Genomic DNA, 15,752 nt, shown 5'->3' on the forward strand with positions numbered 1-15,752 from the left:
ATCAGCGGCCCTCCCGCGACAGGCGCGGATTGAGCGCGTCGTTGAGGCCTTCGCCGATCAGGTTCAGCCCAAGCACCGAGATCAGGATAGCGACGCCGGGAAACACAGTGATCCACCAGGCCTGCCGGATCACGGTGCGGCCGGCGCCGACCATGTAGCCCCAGGAGATCAGATTGGGATCGCCGAGGCCAAGGAACGACAGCGAGGATTCCAGGAGGATCGCTGTCGCCACCATCAGCGAGGCCAGCACGATTACGGGCGACAACGCGTTCGGCAGGATCTCGCGCAGGATGATCCAGCTGTTGCTCTGGCCGGTCACAACCGCGGCCTGGACATATTCGCGCGTGCGCAGCGACAGCACCTCGCCGCGGACGAGGCGGGCCACCGGCGGCCAGCTCACCACCGCGATCGAGGCAACGATCGAATAGATCGAGGGCTGCAGGATCGCGACCAGCACGATCGCGAGGGCGAAGCTCGGAATGGTCTGGAAGAACTCGGTGAAGCGCATCAAGGCGTCATCGACCTTGCCGCCGAAATAGCCGGCCATGGCGCCGATCGGCACGCCGACGATCAATGCGACCAGCGTGGAGACGAGGCCGACCAGCAGCGATACCCGTGCGCCGAAGATCATGCCGGCGAACACGTCGCGACCGAGCGCGTCGGTGCCGAGCGGCACGGTCGAGAGGGTGAAGGGCGGCAGGAACGGCCGCTGCACCATGCGCCATGGCGAGTTCGGGAACAGCATTGGTCCGAACACCGCGACGGAGATCGCAAGCAGGAGGATGATGAGCCCGATGACGCCGCTCGGGCTTCTCAACATCGATTTCCAGAACTGTTTCATGAGGCGAATTCGATGCGTGGGTCGACCAGCCGGTAGACCAGGTCGGTGATGAGGTTGAAGATCAGGACCATGGCCGAGCAGATCACGAAGACGCCTAGCAGCAGATTGTAGTCGCGCTGCAGCAGCGCGTCGTACATCAGACGCCCGATGCCCGGCCAGGCGAACACGGTCTCGGTGATGACGGCGCCGCCGATCAGCGTGCCCGAATGGACGCCGGCAAGCGTCACGACGGGAAGCAGCGCGTTGCGCAGCACGTGGCGGCGCTGGATCACGGCGTCGGAGAGGCCTTTCGCACGCGCCGTCTTGACGAAGTCGAGGCGTTTCACCTCCAGCATCGAGGCGCGCGTCATGCGGGTATAGGTCGCCATGAAGAACAGGCCGAGGGTCATTGCCGGCATGATCAGGTGTTTGCCGACGTCGATCGCATGGGCAAGGCCCGTATAATTGCCGCCGACCGTGTCGTAGCCGAAGCTCGGCAGCCAGTCGAAGGTGACCGAGAACAACAGGATGCCCATCAGCGCCACCCAGAAGATCGGCATGGCGTAGAAGATCAGCGCGAACACGGTGATGCCGGTGTCGAGGAAGGTGCCGGCAAAGCGCGCCGCGAAGGTGCCGAACAGGATGCCGAGCGCGAGCGAGATCGCGAAGGCGGTCAGCGTCAGCAGCAGCGTCGCCGGCAGCCGCTCGCCGATCAGCTTTGTGACCGGCGCCTGCTGCCGGAACGAGAAGCCGAGATCGAGCGTCACGACGCCCTTGACGTAGATGAAGAGCTGTTCGGGCAATGGCTTGTCGAGCCCGAACTTCTCCCTGAGCTGCTTGACGAAGACCTGATCGCTGGCGCCAGCCTCGCCCGCCATCACCACCGCGGGATCGCCGGGCGCAAGGCGAATCAGGAAGAAATTGAGGACGACGATCGCAAGCAGGACGATCACGCCCTTCACGACACGCTGAGCAACGAAGGAGAGCATCTAGACTCGTATGCCAGTTGATTGAGGCGGTCTCGCCGCGAGGAACACCTCTCCCCGACGGGGAGAGGTCGCGCCGAAGGCGCGGGTGAGGGGGATCTGGCCCCACGAGGGAGTGCAGCCCCTCACCCGGAGCGCATCTGACGATGCGTTCCGACCTCTCCCTATGGGAGAGGCGGGCACCGCCGATGCCTCAGCGTCTCGATATGACTTCATCGTGAATCAGTTCGTACCCTGGAGCGCGACGCCGCGACTGGGATTTCGTCGCGGTGTCGCATGCACCTCGTCACTTGTCGAGCCATGCGTCCTTGAAGCCGTCGTTGACCCCGATCGCCGTGGTGATCAGGTTCTTGACCTTGCAGCGCGTGATGGTCGGGAACTGCAGCTCGAGCATCCAGGCCACCGGCACGTCCTCGACCAGGATCTTCTGCGCCTTCTCGTAGAGCTCCTTGCGCTTGGAATCCGGCGTCGCGACCGCGCCTTCGGCGAACAGCTTGTCGATCTCCGGGTTGGAATAGCCCTCGACGTTGTTGAACATCTGGCCCTTGGCGATGGCGCTGGAGACGTAGTTGCGCCCCACCCCGAGCGCGGGATCGCCGTACTGGTAGAGGTAGGTGAAGGCGATGTCGTAGTCCCAGTCGGCGATCTTCTGGTTACCGCCGGCAACGTCGGTGGCGATCGTCTCGATGGTCATGCCGACGTCCTGGAGGTTCTGCTTCACCGCTTCACCCCAGCGCTGCCAGGTTTCGCCATAGGCGAGCGGCAACAGGCGGATCTTCTCGCCCTTGTAGCCGGCTTCCTTCAGCAGCGCCTTGGCCTTGGCCGGATCGTACGGATATTTCTTCACGTCGTCGGTGTAGTACTTGATGGTCGAGGCTGACGGGCCGGTCGCGACCTTGCCGAGCCCGTTCCAGATCACGTCCTTGGCGAAGTCGCGGTCGATCGCGTACATGATCGCCTGCCGCACCCGCTTGTCCGCGAGCGGCCCCTGGCGGTTGTTCAGCCACAGCCAGGCCAGCGGCGAGAAGAACTCCCAGCCCGCGCCGGTGACGCAGGTGTCCTTCAGCTTGGACAGCCGCGGCACGTCGAAATTCTCGACGGAGCCGCCGGGCAGCACGTCGACCTTGCCGGTCTCGTACGCCACCGAGCGTGCCGCGGCGTCGGGGATGACCTGCCAGTAGATCTCGTCGAGATAGGGCTTGCCCTTCTCGTGGTAGTTCGGGTTCTTGACCAGGCGGATGAACGAACCCTTCTGCCATTCCTTGAACATGAAGGGGCCGGTGCCCACAGGCGCATTGTTGTAGGGATTGGTCTTCCAGTCGGTGCCTTCATAGAGATGCTTCGGCACCATCGGCATCGAGCCGACCTCGAAGATGCCGAGGAAGGGGCCAAACGGCTGCTTCAGCGTGAACACCACCGTGTGATCGTCGGGCGCCTCGACCTTCTCGACCTGCGCGAGATTGTTGCGGGCGCGCGCGTGGGTCTGCTTCAGCATCTCGATCGAGAACAAGACGTCGGCGGCGGTGAAGGGCTTGCCGTCATGCCAGGTCACGCCCTTCTTGAGCTTGAAGGTGTAGGTCTTGGCGTCCTCGCTGACGCTCCAGCTCTCGGCAAGCTCCGGCTGCGGCTCGAGCTTGGGGCTGTAGCGCAGCAGGCCTTCGAAAATGTTGCCCGACACCATCTGGGTCGGGCCGTTCTGGACCTGCGCAAGCATCAGGCCGGGCGGCTCGGGCTGGATCACGGCATTGATCGTGCCCCCCGTTTTCGGCGCTTGCGCCAGCGCCGGGGCCGTGAGGCCGCAAGCCAGGAGAAGACCAAGCAACACTCGTTTTGGCATGTCGTATCTTTCTCAAGCGAGACCAGCCGTAAACGCTTCGCAACATCCTCGCGTGCAAAGCAACGGTCGGCCCATCCCAGTCCCCATCCGATATCGAGGCTCACACAGTCTCGTTCGGCGCCGCAAGATGAAAGTCTCGACAGTGTTCGCACAAAAAATGTACAGCGCGTCCTGTTTTTGCCGCGGCTCCTTCTGCGACGTCAGGCTGGCTCGCGCCGGGCGACGAGGCGGCCTCGCGGAAATGCCTTTGGTGATTGCACAAGCCTGCGCCTGCGACCAAAAGCATCAGGCCGTCATTCTACGCCGAGCGCACGCTGCAGCTCCGCAAGCACCTCTGCCAATTTGTCCGCGGTACGAAATATCGTCCTCGGAAAGGGCCGCGGCGCCGCTGGTGAGCTCATGACCGCACTCGCGATCGGCCAGTGGCGGATCCGCTCCGAATTTGATCCGGATCAAAGCCGAGCCGCGGCTTTTGCGATCGAATGGCAACTGGCGGGACGCGGCACTGGCGTCCCGTTTCCTTGAGCCGTGAGACGATCGATGGACATTCAGGCCACGACTATCCCTGCGGGTGACGATAGCGGACCTGATGCCGCCGGCCTCGATCTCTCGTCGGAGGCGGGCGTGCAGCGCTGCCTGCAATTGCTGAACAATGCCGGCCTGCGTCCGACGCGCCAGCGCCTGGCGCTCGGCCAATTGCTGTTCCTGGGCGGCCATCGTCACGTCACCGCGGAGAGCCTCTACGAAGAGGCGATGGCGACGAACGCGTATCTGTCGCTCGCGACCGTCTACAACACGCTGAACCAGTTCACCGAAGCCGGCCTGTTGCGCCGGATCGCGGCCGACGGCATCAAGTCGTTCTTCGACACCGACACGTCCGTGCATCCGCACTTCTATCTCGAAGGCGAGGATATGCTGGTCGACGTTACCGACGGCCTGGCCTTCACCAAAGTGCCCGAGGCGCTTCCCGGCCACGAGATCGCGCGGCTCGACGTCATCGTCCACCTGCGTCGGAAGAGAACGTAGCGCTACCCTCCAGGGGAGGGTCAGAGCCGCGCTTCAGCGCAACCCCGCCCGCCGAAATCCCTCCAGATAGTGTTCGCGATCCCCGTCATTGGCCCACGGCAGTTGCGTAGCGATCCAGTGCAGCGAGATGTTGGGTTGGGTACGACGGAGCTCGCTGAGCGCCATCTCGGCAAGCACTCCGTCGCCCGTCATGCCGGCGGAGACCGCGAGCACGCGGTAGGCGCCGGTGAGGTCGCCGCGGTGGCGGATCGCCTCGCGCGCCAGCGCGATGGCCTCGTCATAGTGGCGCTCGGTGAAGCGCGCATAGGCGGCGATGCCGTGGTAGATCGCCAGCGACGGATCGCGCGGTGACAGCCGGATTGCCCTTTGCGCGGCCTCGAACGAATCCTGGGAACGTCCGGCATAGGACAGCGCCAGCGCGTAATAGCCCTGCGCCAGCGAGAAGTTCGGATTGAGCGCGAGCGCCTGCTCGAACTCGGACAGCGCATCCGTGAGCCTTCGTGTCGAGAAGCAGACGCTGCCGAGCGCGGCATGCGCCCAAGCGTTCTCATGGTCGCAGCGCACCGCGGCGAGCGCGGCGGCTTCCGCGACCGGGGCAACCGCGGCCAGCTCGGCCCAGCCGAGATGCACGCCGAACATGTCGTTCACGGCCAGCACGGACAGCGCCTGGCCGTAATTCGGATCGATTGCAATCGCGCGCTCGAGCAGCGCCCGCGCGGCGCCGTGATCCTGCCGCGTCACGCGCCAGTAATGCGACAGCGCGCGCATCAGCAGGTCCCAGGCGTCCAGGCTCGCCGGCGGCTTGCGATGGCCGCGAAAATTCTCCGCCGCGTGGATCTGCGGCTCGATCGCCGCGGCGATCGCGTTGGTGATCTCGTCCTGCACGGCGAAGACGTCGACGAGCTCGCGGTCATAGCGTTCGGCCCAGAGTTGACTTCCCGATACGGCGTCGTTGAGCTGCGCGGTGATGCGCACCCGGCTGTCCGCCTTGCGCACGCTGCCTTCGACGACGTAGCGGACGCCGAGCTCCTCGGCGATCTGCCTGATGTGGACCGGGCGCCCCTTGTAGGTGAAGGACGAGTTGCGGGCGATCACCATGAACCAGCGCTGCTTCGACAGCGCGGTGAGGATGTCTTCGCTGATCCCGTCGCCGAAATAGTCCTGCGCGGGATCGCCGCTCATGTTTTCGAAGGCGAGCACCGCGATCGCCGGGCGGTTCGCCACGCGCGGGGGAGTGGGCACGGTTCCCGCCCGCGCGGGGGATGCTGCCGCTTCTTCCCGGACCTCGCCGACGAAACGAAAGCCCTTGCGCGGAATGGTCTTGATCAGCCGCTGGGTCGCGCCGTCGTCGCCAATCGCCTTGCGCACGGCGTTGATCCGGCTGTTCAGGGCGGAATCCGAGACGATGCGGTCGCTCCAGATCTGGCTGATCAGGTCATCCTTGCTGACCACACGCGCGCGTTGCGTGACCAGATAAAGCAAGAGATCGAACACTTGCGGCTGCAACGGAACGGCTGCCCCGTCGCAAGTGAGCTCCCGCAGGTCGCCGTCGAGCACGTTGTTTTCAAAGCGAAATCGCACGTTTTCGTCGTCTCAAGCAAAAATCAAAGTCGTCTCAGGCGAAAATCAACCGTCCGCGAAAGTCCCGGGACGTCCGATCCGGCATGGTGCGAAGACCAAACAGTGTCGATGTCTCGGCACAACGGAGCATTTCATGACCCAAATTGATCAACAGGTTCATTCCATCGGCCCGGAGGTGACGGGCTCTCGCATGTTCAAGTTCATCGCATTTCTGTACGGAATTGCGGCGTACCTCGTGTTTTTCGTCACCATTCTCTACGCCATCGGTTTCGTCATGGGGGTGATGGTGCCTAAGACCATCGACACCGGAAGCGATACGTCGACGGTCGAGGCCCTCATCATCAATCTCCTCCTGATGACGCTGTTCGCCCTTCAGCACAGCGTGATGGCACGCAAGCAGTTCAAGGCCTGGTGGACGCAATTCGTGCCCAAGCCGGTTGAGCGCTCGACCTATGTGCTGTTCGCGAGCCTGTCATTGCTGCTCCTGTTCTGGCAGTGGCGCCCGCTGCCGTCGGTCGTATGGAACGTCGAGGATCCGGATCTTGCCGTGACGCTGGTCACGCTGTCCTTCGCCGGCTGGGTGCTGGTGTTCACCTCGACCTTCATCATCAACCATTTCGAATTGTTCGGATTGCACCAGGTCACCAACCATCTCGTCGGCAAGGAGACGGCGCCGCCGCGCTTCAAGACGCCGCTGCTCTACAAGTTCGTCCGCCATCCGATCTATCTCGGTTTCATCATCGCGTTCTGGGCGGCGCCGACCATGACCGCGGGCCATCTGCTGTTCGCGGCCGTGACCACGCTCTACATCTTCGTCGGCATCGCGCTGGAGGAGAGCGATCTCATCGATCTCTTCGGCGACGAGTACCGGCAGTACAGGCAACGCGTCTCCATGCTTATTCCCTGGCGCCGGTCGGTGTAGTCTGACCCTCGTTGTCGCGCGTCCACCGAAAAGAGGACGCGCGACAACGATCCTTCTGAAACGGAGACGCCCAAATGAAACATGTCGGAAACTGCTTCTGTGGCGCGGTCACGGTCGAGGTCACGGGTGCACCGGAGGCGATGGGCTATTGCCATTGCCGCTCCTGCCGCTCCTGGTCGGGCGGTCCGGTCAACGCCTTCAGCTTGTGGAAGCCTGAAGCGGTGCGCATCACCGAAGGTGCTCAGAATGTCGAGACCTTCGTCAAGACGCCGGCCAGCCAGCGCAAATATTGCAGGAAGTGCGGCGGCCATCTCATGACCAACCATCCGTCGCTCGGTCTGGTCGACGTCTTCGCCGCCACCATCCCGACGCTCGCGTTCGCGCCCGGCGTCCACGTCAACTATGCCGAGACCGTGCTGCCGATGCGCGACGGCCTGCCCAAGCTGAAGGATTTTCCCGCCGAGTTCGGGGGCAGCGGCGAGATGATGCAGGAGTAGCGGCGCCTTCAGTTGAAGGCTCCTCCCTGCGGCCATCCTTCGAGACGCCCGCTTCAGGCGGGCTCCTCAGGATGAGGACGGAGTGTGCGGCAGCAGCTTCAACGGGCGCCCGCGCCGATGAGCCTCACCCTGAGGAGGCGCGTAAGCGCCGTCTCGAAGGACGAGGCGTGCGCTGAGGCTTCTCCCAATGCCGAAGCTGTCTTTCGAGAGGGCGGCAGAGCGCCGCCCTCGCTGCCTTCTCCAAACGGGAGAAGGACGAAAGACTAGCCTCCGCGCGATTCGACGACCTTGCGGCAGGAGTCCGACAGCTTCGACTTGTTCTCGCGCAGGCAGGCGTTCATCTGCGGCGGCTTGCCGATATGTTCGGCGCAGAATTTGCTGGCGTCGCCGCGGCAGGCCATTTGCTCCTGGAGCGATGGGCCGGACTGTGCAGCGGCGGGCAGGACGGCAGCAGCGAGCAGCAGCGCGGCTAGAACCGAAATCTTCATAAAGCACCTCTTTGGAATCGTCGTTGGTCCCGACCGGGATCACGCGGCCCGGACCATCTCGCGAAGCCCCGGCGCGGGTCCATGCCATGTTCATGGCGTCGGCTCGATCTGCCGACCGCCCTACCCCCATCTTCATGGCATGTATCCGCGCGCCGACTTTTGCCATTCAGGCTGCACCTCGGCTGCGAAACCCGGTGATTGCATCGGGACGCCGAACGGGAAGCAGGAGAGCAAGATGTCGAAGAGAGCTGGAGCGCTGAGCGCCGGGCTGACGATCATGGCCCTGGCGGGCGCGGCGATGGTGTCGCTGGGCACGAGCCCGGCGCAAGCGGTGGTCTATTGCAAGACCGTCGGGGTGCCCAAGGGCTGCGTGGTACGGCCGACCGCGGCGGTGGTGGTCGCGCCGGGAGCTCCGGTTGCGCGGGCTGCGGTGGCGACCCCCGGTGTCGGCGCGCCCGGCGTCGGCGTGCGGGCAGGTACGCCGATGAATCGCGGCGGTCCGGTCAATCGCGTCGGCGTGCGCTGATATTTGATTCGATTGATTTGATTGCATTGCTTCGGGCCAACGGAGCCTGCGAACGAACACCCCCCGTCCTCCGCAGGCAAAATACCCGGCCCGTCCCCTCTCTCCGTGCGCCCCACACGTTCGGGGAGGGGGCCCTTTCAGCCCGCGGCCATGTCGCTGTCGGGAAAACGCTGCGGCAATTGCAGCCGTACGCGCGTGCCTGAGGCATCCGAGCTCAGGTCGAGCACTGCGCCGCAGCGCGCGGCACGGTTTCTCATGTTGCGCAGGCCACGGGCGGTCTGGCCCGCGCCCGCGGCCTCGCAATTGCCGACCAGCGCAAAGCCGCGGCCGTCGTCCGTGACGCTGATCACGCCGTAAGCACCCTGGCTTCCGTCATGCGTCTCGATGGTGACCGCGACGTGGCGGGCCTGTGCGTGCTTGGCCGCGTTGGTCACGGCCTCGTCGAGGATGCGCACGATCTGGATGACGTGCCATGGCCTGAGCTCGGGATGCAGCGGCAGGCCCTGCGGCGTCGCCACGCGCCAATCGAGCGCGATGTCGTGCGACCGCAACTGGGCCGTCGCGCGCTCGCGCCAGGAGCCCAGCGCGAGCATCAGGTCGCCGCCGATGTCGTCCATGGAATCGATGACGAGGCGCAGATCCTTCAGCGCCGCGCGAGCGGCCTCCGTGATGGTCGCGCCCTCATTGCCGCGCTCGGACAATGCGACGATGCTCACGAGCTGGCCGCCGAGGCCGTCATGCAGGTCTCGCATCAGGCGCGTGCGCTCGTTGGCGAGCGCAGCGGCGCGGGCGCGCTCCTCCTCGCGGGCAAAGCTCGCCTTCAGCCGTTCCTCGGCTTCGCGCACGCGCGTCACGAGCTGGCCGGCAAAGCTGTCGACCTGGTTCAACGCGCGGGCAAAGCGCCAGGTCAGCCCGGCGCCGATCGCGACCAGCATCGCCGAATAGGACAGGCGCGAGACGAAGATGCGATCGTTGGTCACGATCTCGAGCACCGTGAGCATGTCGTGGATCCAGCAGACCAGCACGATCGTCACCGCGCAGCCGATCGTGAAGCTCGCCGCGTCCTGCCGCCGTACCACCGCGGTTGCCGTCACGCCGGCCATCAGGAACAGGCAGAACCCGACGGTGGGAATGCCGAGCACCAGGAAAAGGATGCGCGGCAGCGGCGGGCCCCCGATCAGTCCCGCCACGAACACGACGACTCCGGGCACGAACAGCAGCGTGCCGTAGCGCGGCCAGCGCCAGCCGAAGAACAGCACCCCGAACACGACGATCAGGGCGCTCTCGATCGGCGCGGACGCCAGCAGCACCGCGGCGAGCCGGGATACGGTGGCCGGCGGCACCGGCGGCGGCGCGAATGCCTGCACCACGCCGAGCACCATCGCCGCGGCCAGCACGCCATAGACCGGCTCGCGGCGGCGCATCAGCCACATGATCGCGAGGATGACGGCCAGGATCGCCTGCCAGGCGGAGAACACCACCGGCAGCGTGACGAACAGCAGCGTGCGTGTCTCATAGGCCGGGCGCAAGGCGGCGTCCGGCCCGACATAAACGGTGTCGAGAAAGCCCTTGAGCGGTCCCCACACGAACAGCCGCACCGTGATCTCATTGCCGCCCTCGCGCAGCAGCGAAGCGGGGATGAGCGCGATCTGCGGCGTGTTGCGGTCGGGCCGGTTGGCGTTGGCATCGCGCCGGGAGTCGAGCACGACGACGCCGTTGACGGCGACCTCCACCGCGTTGCTGAAGCGCGGCAGGAACACCGACCAGCCCGAGGCCGCATCGCCGCTCCGGAAGGTGAAGGTGCCGGTGTAGAACGGCGGGTCGGCCAGGGAGTAGCGCGACGACGTGAAATGCGGCAGCGTCACGGGGCGCGTGACGCCGTCCTCCCGCAGCGCGAATCCGCTGAGCGCAAAATCCTCGGGGTCGCTCGGCTGGAGCAGCCGCAAGCCGAGAATGGTGGCGATCACGATCAGCGCCTGGAGCAGCAGATAGGGCACGAGGCGCGAGGCCAGCAGCCGGCGCCGCGCGGGTTTGGCCGGTGCCTTCATAGGTGCCTTCGCCGCGAGCTCGCTCACAGCTTGATCAGGCCCTGCTGCACCGCCTCGAACACCGCTTCGCTGCGCGTGTGCACTTCGAGCTTGCGATAGATGTTCTTGATGTGGCCGGGCACGGTCTGCCTGGACAGGCCGAGATGGCTCGCGATCTCGGCATAGCTGAAGCCCTTCGCGATGCCCCACAGGATGTCGATCTCGCGCGGGGTCAGCCTGGCCGTGTTGAGCGCGGGCCCGCGCGGCGGCTCCGCCGAATTCTGTGCGGCACCCTGTGTTCTGCGCACGATGAAACGGGCGATCGAGGCCGAGATCGGCGAATGGCCGGCGACCAGGTCGCGCACGGTGGTGGCGATGTCGGTGGGGAAGGCGTCCTTGAGCAGATAGCCGGTGGCGCCGACCGTGATCGCGGAGATCACGCTCTCCTCGTCGCCGAGCGCGGAGATCACCATGATCTCGGTGTCGGGAAAGCGCCGCCGGGTCTCGCGGATCAACTCGACGCCGTGGCCGTCGGGCAGCCGCAGATCGGTCAGCAGCACGCGCGGCGCGCCGACGTTCAGGGCCTGCCGCGCCTCCGCGAGCGTGCCGGCGCTACGCACCTCGTAACCGGCCTTGACCAGCGCATCCTGGAGCCGCCAGCAGGTCGGCGCGTCGTCCTCGACGAGGAGGATGGTGATGGCTTCACCCGTCTCGCCCTGTTCGGTCATGATCATCGTCCCGCGACCCGCGTGTCCCCCGCGGCGCGACGCAAGTTTAACCGCAGCGCGGATGCCGCGACACCCATAATCATGGGGGCGGCGATAACTCGGTCCGGCGCCAGGCGCGGATGGACAGTCGTAGGGTCGCGCCCAAGCTGGAGCGCGTGCTCATAAACCCCGATGCACTGGGGGCGCATACGGTCCGCTCTGCCTCTGATACCGGCCCATTGCGGCAGCTCGCCAGATATCCGAGTTGGACCAATCGGCGACCTTCGTTACTCTGTCTGATACACCGACAGCTGGATGTCTATCCTCGCCTCACCCGCAGCTGCGGCTAGTTCGGCCGGAATGGTCAAAGACTTAGACAACGACGAATGGGGCAGGGCGATAGCGACGTCTAAGCTCGGCGTTCCGATCGAACCTCCGGAAATCAGCCCGGGAATAAAGGCGCGAAGTGACCGGATACGGTCGAGAGCAACGGCCCATTGATTTCCGTGATCTGCAATATCAATCTGAGCATACGCCAGTTCAGATGATGCCTCGTACCGGTCCACTTGCAGTCCCAACGAGGCATCCAGATCGGAACGCGAGAGAGCCACGTCTGGTATGCGAATTACGATGGTGAGCGGCTGCGAGCTTGGCATCATCCACTGTATCCCGGTTCTCGGGACGTCGGCAAAGGGTCACAAAGCCGCCGATCACGCTCAAGCGGGGGACTTCCGCTTTGCCCTGCAGAGCCGACGCTATGAGCACACCCCCTACCGGCTCACTAAAGATCCACCCGCGGCGGCGGATAGCGCCGGGCCAGTACTGACAGCGAGAGGGCCCGCTCGTCTTCCGGCAACTCCAGATAAGCCAGCACGAGCGGCCGCTTCCAGTCGCCGATGCCGAAATCCATCGCCGTCCATTTCTGCGGCTCGGGCCCTTCGAGCCCTCGAACCCAGACGAAATAGCGGGGAAGGTCGTCAGCGTCCCTGTCCGTCGTGCGTCGCCTGGCCATCAAAGCTGTCCGCTGCATCCATCGTTTGCGAGAGGATATAGGGAGCGGCCGTGAGAAGTCGAATGCCTCGCGGCGGTACGGCATCTAATCCCTATCGATAGTTCGATGCTCAAGCAGCAGGTGCTCACTTCGCTCCTGGGGGGTCTCCGCGCCGACACGGCAGTCGGACGCGTAATCTCTCCTCCTCGTCATTGCGAGGAGCTCTTGCGACGAAGCAATCCAGACTATCTCCGCGGATGCATTCCTGGATTGCGTGGCTGCGCTTGCAATGACGGTGCGGAGACAGCGGGGGCAAGAATGAAGCTATCGGGCTGCAGAAGATGATTCTCAGCCGGAACAAGGTCTGTCCGAACGCTCGCCGCTTCGTGACTCGAAGATTCCGATTGACCGAAATTCGGAAATATCGTATGTGTCGCGTACCCCGGCCCAAGGATGGGGCGTTTCGCGATCGTCACGATACGCGGGCCGGGTGGCGGTGGACGTGGAGCGCATCGGCGCGCATGCAATCGCAGGGCGGGTTTGGCCCGTGAGCGGTTGAGCGGCGCGCACACGACCGGTGCGATTCCAGCGTACGGCAAAAGCGTGTGGTCCTGACGCCCGGGGTCTGTGCGTCAAGGCTTGCGGTGGTGCGTGCTGCCCGACCGGGCGTGCGCATCAGTCATCTGTAAGGCGACGGGGGCAATAGTGCATCGCTCCCCGGGGAGAGCGCGCCATAAGCCGTCAAACCACTGCGCAGGGAAGGCCGGGATGTCCAGGCTGCCCTGTATGCCGCTGTGCATTTGTCTTCGCGCAATTTGCGCACAGCGGACCGCGGGTGCCGGCCGGCGCCCGGTCTTCCCTGCGCCCTTTCCAGCGAAGGGGCGTCGAGAGAAGCACAAGGCTCGGGCGTTATGCGTCGCGAGGCCGTACGGGCGTGTCCTGTTGTTTGAAAATTGAACGGTGCCCGCTCATCCTGCCAATCACCGCCACAAGTCGCAGATCGCCACGCGGTTGATGTCGGCGAGACGGCGGTCGGCGTTTCCGTGCGGATCGAGGCTGCCGACCAGCGTCAGCAGGCGTCGATAAGCGCGATCGGCGACTTCGACCGGCAGCGGGGCCTCGTCAAAGGCCTCGACATAGCTGCCGACGAGGCCGCTCAACAGACGGCAAAGGCCGCGCTGGGCGGGATCGTCCCGGCCGAGCGTCTCGAGCTTTTGCTGAAAAGTCCGGAAGGTCCGCAAGCCGTGGTGTTGCTGCGAAAGCCACGCGTGCAGGTCGTTCATGTGAGCTCCTTCGAGTGACGGAAGAAGCTGCCGGTTTATACAGGGGGGATGGGGAGATGGCTAGGGAGGGGAAGGTCGAGCTCGGATGAGACAGTCCGTCTTCGCCAAGAGACTTCGCCGAACACGCTTCGCCCTTCGGTTCAGCGTGGCTGCGTCACGCGAAGCCCGAAGGGCGAAGCGTGGTGCCCCTGGCCGGAATCGAACCAGCACTCCTTGCGGAACTCGATTTTGAGTCGAGCGCGTCTACCAGTTCCGCCACAGGGGCCCCCGGTCGGCCCTGAAGGGGGCGTCGCGAAGCCGGCGGACTATAGCCATGGACAAGACGGGGTCAACCCGCGCCAAAGTGATCCCGGCCGTTCTCGACAGCCGCATGGGCCGGGGCTAGAGGCTTGAGGGTGCGACCACCGGAAAGAGGCTGCCGTGACGACCCAGAGTGCCGCCATACCAGCGTTCAAGCAGGCCAGTGCGGGCCCCGCGCTGACCGCCTCGCTGCTGGTCACGCTGATCGCCGCAGTCACGATCGCCGGCGCCTGGTTCTTCCAGCTCGTGCTGGAGATCCTGCCCTGTCCGCTCTGCCTGGAGCAGCGCTACGCCTATTACCTCGCGATCCCGCTCGGTGCACTGACGGCGCTGGCGGCGAGGAGCGGCGCGCCGTGGCCGCTGCTGCTGGCGGGGCTCGCGATCCTCGCGCTGGCGACGCTCGCCAATGCCGGCCTCGGCACCTATCACGCCGGCGTCGAATGGGGTTTCTGGAAAGGGCCGACCGATTGCTCCGGGCCTGTCGTCAATCTCGGCAGCGCCGCTGATCTGCTGTCGAAGCTCGACACCGTCAAGGTGGTGCGCTGCGACGAGGTGCAGTGGCGCTTCCTCGGCCTCTCGCTTGCCGGCTACAACGTGCTGATCTCGCTGCTGATGGCCGCGATCGCCGCGTGGGGATTTGTGCGGACCACGAAGCGCTAAAGCTCAATCGTCCACGTCGTCCTGCGTGCGTCCGAACAGATGCACGATGCCCGGCGTCGCGATCGTCACGAAGACGAAACGCGAGAGGTGGTGGGCGCCGACGAAGATCGGGTCGATGTGCAATGTCAGGGCCAGCGCCAGCATCGCATCCATTGCGCCCGGCGCGAAGGCGACGACGACGTCGGAGAATTTTACCTGCGTGGTCAGCGCCACGATCCCGACGAAGATGGCCGAGACGGCGATGGCCACGGCAAACGAGCCCAGTGCCGCGCTGAGGTGGCCGGCGAGCGTCTTGATTCGCATCCGCGCGAAACGGCTGCCGATCAGTGCGCCGATCCCGACCAGCGCCACGCCGCGGACCCACTCAGGCAGGCCGCCCTCGACCCATCCGGCACCATGCAGCGCGCTGGAGGCGATCATTGCGCCGAACATCCAGCTCGCCGGAAACTTGATCAGCCGCAAGACCAGCGCTGCGGCCAGCGAGGCCGCGGCCAGTTCGAGGAGGTCGAGCGGCGAGGCGATCGTCGTCGTCAGCGACGGCGCAGCAGAGGACGCCACGCCTGCAATCGCCAGCACCATCGGCAGCGCGGCGGTCAGGATGATGACGCGCATGGTCTGCACCACCGCAATGCCCGGCAGGTCGGCGCCGCGCTCGACCGCCAGGATGGTGATCTGCGACAGCGCGCCAGGGCTGCCGGCCAGGAAGGCCGAGGTGCGGTCCCAGCCATGGATGCGCTGGAGGTAATAGCTCGAGCCGAACGTCGAGCAGAAGGTGGCGAGCGCAAGCAGCCCGATGGTGAGGGGATAGGCGCCGACCTGCTGAAGCAAATGGCGCGAGACCACCGAGCCCAGCGAAATGCCGAGCAGCACCAGCACGGTCTGGGTCAGGATCGGCGGCAGCGTCAGCTGGCGGCCGGCGATTGCAGCGATCCCGACCGCGATCATCGAACCCGAGATCAGCCCGCCGGGAAGGTTCGCGACGAGAAACACCAGGCCGCCGGCGGTGCCGATGACGAGCGTCTCCACCATGCTCAATATGCTGGCACGGCTCGGCCATTCGAACGTCAGGGAGGCGGTGATCTGCTTCACGCCACCTTATCG

The 15,752-nt window shown here is 65.2% G+C and carries 17 protein-coding genes and 1 tRNA gene; 6 read left to right on the forward strand and 12 right to left on the reverse strand.

What is annotated here, in order from left to right; translation table 11 throughout:
- Position 1: 1 nt before the first annotated feature.
- The 3 genes from ACSHT2_RS23565 to ACSHT2_RS23575 all read right to left on the reverse strand — a co-directional run bounded on the left by ACSHT2_RS23565 (position 2) and on the right by ACSHT2_RS23575 (position 3,643).
- Positions 2 to 841 (reverse strand): ABC transporter permease, encoded by an 840-nt coding sequence (locus tag ACSHT2_RS23565; RefSeq protein WP_124161311.1) that lies wholly within the window; start codon positions 839 to 841, stop codon positions 2 to 4.
- Entirely contained in the window at positions 838 to 1,809 is a 972-nt protein-coding gene (locus tag ACSHT2_RS23570) for an ABC transporter permease (protein ID WP_440636855.1), read from the reverse strand. Before ACSHT2_RS23570 ends, ACSHT2_RS23565 begins: the two co-directional genes overlap by 4 nt.
- A gap of 283 nt (positions 1,810 to 2,092) precedes the next feature.
- Positions 2,093 to 3,643 (reverse strand): ABC transporter substrate-binding protein, encoded by a 1,551-nt coding sequence (locus tag ACSHT2_RS23575; protein WP_440636857.1) that lies wholly within the window; start codon positions 3,641 to 3,643, stop codon positions 2,093 to 2,095.
- A gap of 399 nt (positions 3,644 to 4,042) precedes the next feature.
- Between ACSHT2_RS23575 and ACSHT2_RS23580 the strand changes: the two genes are divergently transcribed.
- Complete coding sequence (locus ACSHT2_RS23580) at positions 4,043 to 4,168, forward strand: hypothetical protein (protein ID WP_440636858.1); 126 nt, start codon at positions 4,043 to 4,045, stop codon at positions 4,166 to 4,168.
- A 15-nt stretch (positions 4,169 to 4,183) separates the two neighbouring features.
- Complete coding sequence (gene irr / locus ACSHT2_RS23585) at positions 4,184 to 4,669, forward strand: Fur family transcriptional regulator Irr (RefSeq protein ID WP_440636859.1); 486 nt, start codon at positions 4,184 to 4,186, stop codon at positions 4,667 to 4,669.
- A 33-nt stretch (positions 4,670 to 4,702) separates the two neighbouring features.
- Here irr and ACSHT2_RS23590 read toward each other — a convergent pair whose 3' ends face one another.
- Positions 4,703 to 6,250, reverse strand: coding sequence for a winged helix-turn-helix domain-containing protein (locus ACSHT2_RS23590; RefSeq protein WP_440636860.1), 1,548 nt, complete (start codon positions 6,248 to 6,250; stop codon positions 4,703 to 4,705).
- A 133-nt stretch (positions 6,251 to 6,383) separates the two neighbouring features.
- Here ACSHT2_RS23590 and mddA point away from each other — a divergent pair, with 133 nt between their 5' ends.
- A complete protein-coding gene (gene mddA, locus ACSHT2_RS23595) occupies positions 6,384 to 7,172 on the forward strand; it encodes a methanethiol S-methyltransferase (RefSeq protein ID WP_440636861.1) in 789 nt (262 codons plus the stop codon).
- A gap of 74 nt (positions 7,173 to 7,246) precedes the next feature.
- Positions 7,247 to 7,669 carry a GFA family protein gene (locus ACSHT2_RS23600; protein WP_440636862.1) on the forward strand — a complete coding sequence of 141 codons (423 nt, stop codon included), beginning with the start codon at positions 7,247 to 7,249 and terminating at the stop codon, positions 7,667 to 7,669.
- 263 nt (positions 7,670 to 7,932) lie between these two features.
- On the opposite strand, the gene ACSHT2_RS23605 is transcribed toward ACSHT2_RS23600, so the two are convergent.
- Positions 7,933 to 8,157 carry a hypothetical protein gene (locus tag ACSHT2_RS23605; protein ID WP_440636864.1) on the reverse strand — a complete coding sequence of 75 codons (225 nt, stop codon included), beginning with the start codon at positions 8,155 to 8,157 and terminating at the stop codon, positions 7,933 to 7,935.
- 235 nt (positions 8,158 to 8,392) lie between these two features.
- Here ACSHT2_RS23605 and ACSHT2_RS23610 point away from each other — a divergent pair, with 235 nt between their 5' ends.
- A complete protein-coding gene (locus tag ACSHT2_RS23610) occupies positions 8,393 to 8,683 on the forward strand; it encodes a hypothetical protein (RefSeq protein WP_060737488.1) in 291 nt (96 codons plus the stop codon).
- A 137-nt stretch (positions 8,684 to 8,820) separates the two neighbouring features.
- Here ACSHT2_RS23610 and ACSHT2_RS23615 read toward each other — a convergent pair whose 3' ends face one another.
- The 6 genes from ACSHT2_RS23615 to ACSHT2_RS23640 form a co-directional block, all read right to left on the reverse strand.
- Positions 8,821 to 10,758 (reverse strand): sensor histidine kinase, encoded by a 1,938-nt coding sequence (locus ACSHT2_RS23615; protein ID WP_440636866.1) that lies wholly within the window; start codon positions 10,756 to 10,758, stop codon positions 8,821 to 8,823.
- Entirely contained in the window at positions 10,755 to 11,438 is a 684-nt protein-coding gene (locus ACSHT2_RS23620; RefSeq protein ID WP_440636868.1) for a response regulator, read from the reverse strand. The genes ACSHT2_RS23615 and ACSHT2_RS23620 overlap by 4 nt, the downstream gene beginning before the upstream one ends.
- A 266-nt stretch (positions 11,439 to 11,704) precedes the next feature.
- Complete coding sequence (locus tag ACSHT2_RS23625) at positions 11,705 to 12,076, reverse strand: hypothetical protein (RefSeq protein ID WP_440636870.1); 372 nt, start codon at positions 12,074 to 12,076, stop codon at positions 11,705 to 11,707.
- Positions 12,077 to 12,198: 122 nt separating this feature from the next.
- Positions 12,199 to 12,429, reverse strand: coding sequence for a hypothetical protein (locus ACSHT2_RS23630; RefSeq protein WP_440636871.1), 231 nt, complete (start codon positions 12,427 to 12,429; stop codon positions 12,199 to 12,201).
- Between the two features lie 959 nt (positions 12,430 to 13,388).
- Positions 13,389 to 13,691 (reverse strand): hypothetical protein, encoded by a 303-nt coding sequence (locus tag ACSHT2_RS23635; RefSeq protein WP_440636873.1) that lies wholly within the window; start codon positions 13,689 to 13,691, stop codon positions 13,389 to 13,391.
- 180 nt (positions 13,692 to 13,871) lie between these two features.
- Positions 13,872 to 13,956: transfer RNA gene (locus ACSHT2_RS23640), tRNA-Leu, on the reverse strand.
- A 155-nt stretch (positions 13,957 to 14,111) separates the two neighbouring features.
- Between ACSHT2_RS23640 and ACSHT2_RS23645 the strand changes: the two genes are divergently transcribed.
- Positions 14,112 to 14,651, forward strand: a complete 540-nt coding sequence (locus ACSHT2_RS23645; RefSeq protein ID WP_440636874.1) for a disulfide bond formation protein B — start codon at positions 14,112 to 14,114, stop codon at positions 14,649 to 14,651.
- A 3-nt stretch (positions 14,652 to 14,654) separates the two neighbouring features.
- Here ACSHT2_RS23645 and ACSHT2_RS23650 read toward each other — a convergent pair whose 3' ends face one another.
- A complete protein-coding gene (locus ACSHT2_RS23650) occupies positions 14,655 to 15,740 on the reverse strand; it encodes an AbrB family transcriptional regulator (RefSeq protein ID WP_440636875.1) in 1,086 nt (361 codons plus the stop codon).
- Positions 15,741 to 15,752: the final 12 nt, after the last annotated feature.

This window comes from Bradyrhizobium sp. PUT101 (assembly GCF_052043945.1).
Lineage (GTDB): Bacteria > Pseudomonadota > Alphaproteobacteria > Rhizobiales > Xanthobacteraceae > Bradyrhizobium.

Coding starts and splice junctions, on each gene's coding strand:
- ACSHT2_RS23575 (WP_440636857.1), bottom strand. CDS start 3,643: ATGCCAAAACGAGTGTTGCTTGGTCTTCTCCTGGCTTGCGGCCTCACG.
- ACSHT2_RS23570 (WP_440636855.1), bottom strand. CDS start 1,809: ATGCTCTCCTTCGTTGCTCAGCGTGTCGTGAAGGGCGTGATCGTCCTG.
- ACSHT2_RS23605 (WP_440636864.1), bottom strand. CDS start 8,157: ATGAAGATTTCGGTTCTAGCCGCGCTGCTGCTCGCTGCTGCCGTCCTG.
- irr (WP_440636859.1), top strand. CDS start 4,184: ATGGACATTCAGGCCACGACTATCCCTGCGGGTGACGATAGCGGACCT.
- ACSHT2_RS23580 (WP_440636858.1), top strand. CDS start 4,043: ATGACCGCACTCGCGATCGGCCAGTGGCGGATCCGCTCCGAATTTGAT.
- ACSHT2_RS23630 (WP_440636871.1), bottom strand. CDS start 12,429: ATGGCCAGGCGACGCACGACGGACAGGGACGCTGACGACCTTCCCCGC.
- ACSHT2_RS23600 (WP_440636862.1), top strand. CDS start 7,247: ATGAAACATGTCGGAAACTGCTTCTGTGGCGCGGTCACGGTCGAGGTC.
- mddA (WP_440636861.1), top strand. CDS start 6,384: ATGACCCAAATTGATCAACAGGTTCATTCCATCGGCCCGGAGGTGACG.
- ACSHT2_RS23620 (WP_440636868.1), bottom strand. CDS start 11,438: ATGACCGAACAGGGCGAGACGGGTGAAGCCATCACCATCCTCCTCGTC.
- ACSHT2_RS23610 (WP_060737488.1), top strand. CDS start 8,393: ATGTCGAAGAGAGCTGGAGCGCTGAGCGCCGGGCTGACGATCATGGCC.
- ACSHT2_RS23625 (WP_440636870.1), bottom strand. CDS start 12,076: ATGATGCCAAGCTCGCAGCCGCTCACCATCGTAATTCGCATACCAGAC.
- ACSHT2_RS23635 (WP_440636873.1), bottom strand. CDS start 13,691: ATGAACGACCTGCACGCGTGGCTTTCGCAGCAACACCACGGCTTGCGG.
- ACSHT2_RS23565 (WP_124161311.1), bottom strand. CDS start 841: ATGAAACAGTTCTGGAAATCGATGTTGAGAAGCCCGAGCGGCGTCATC.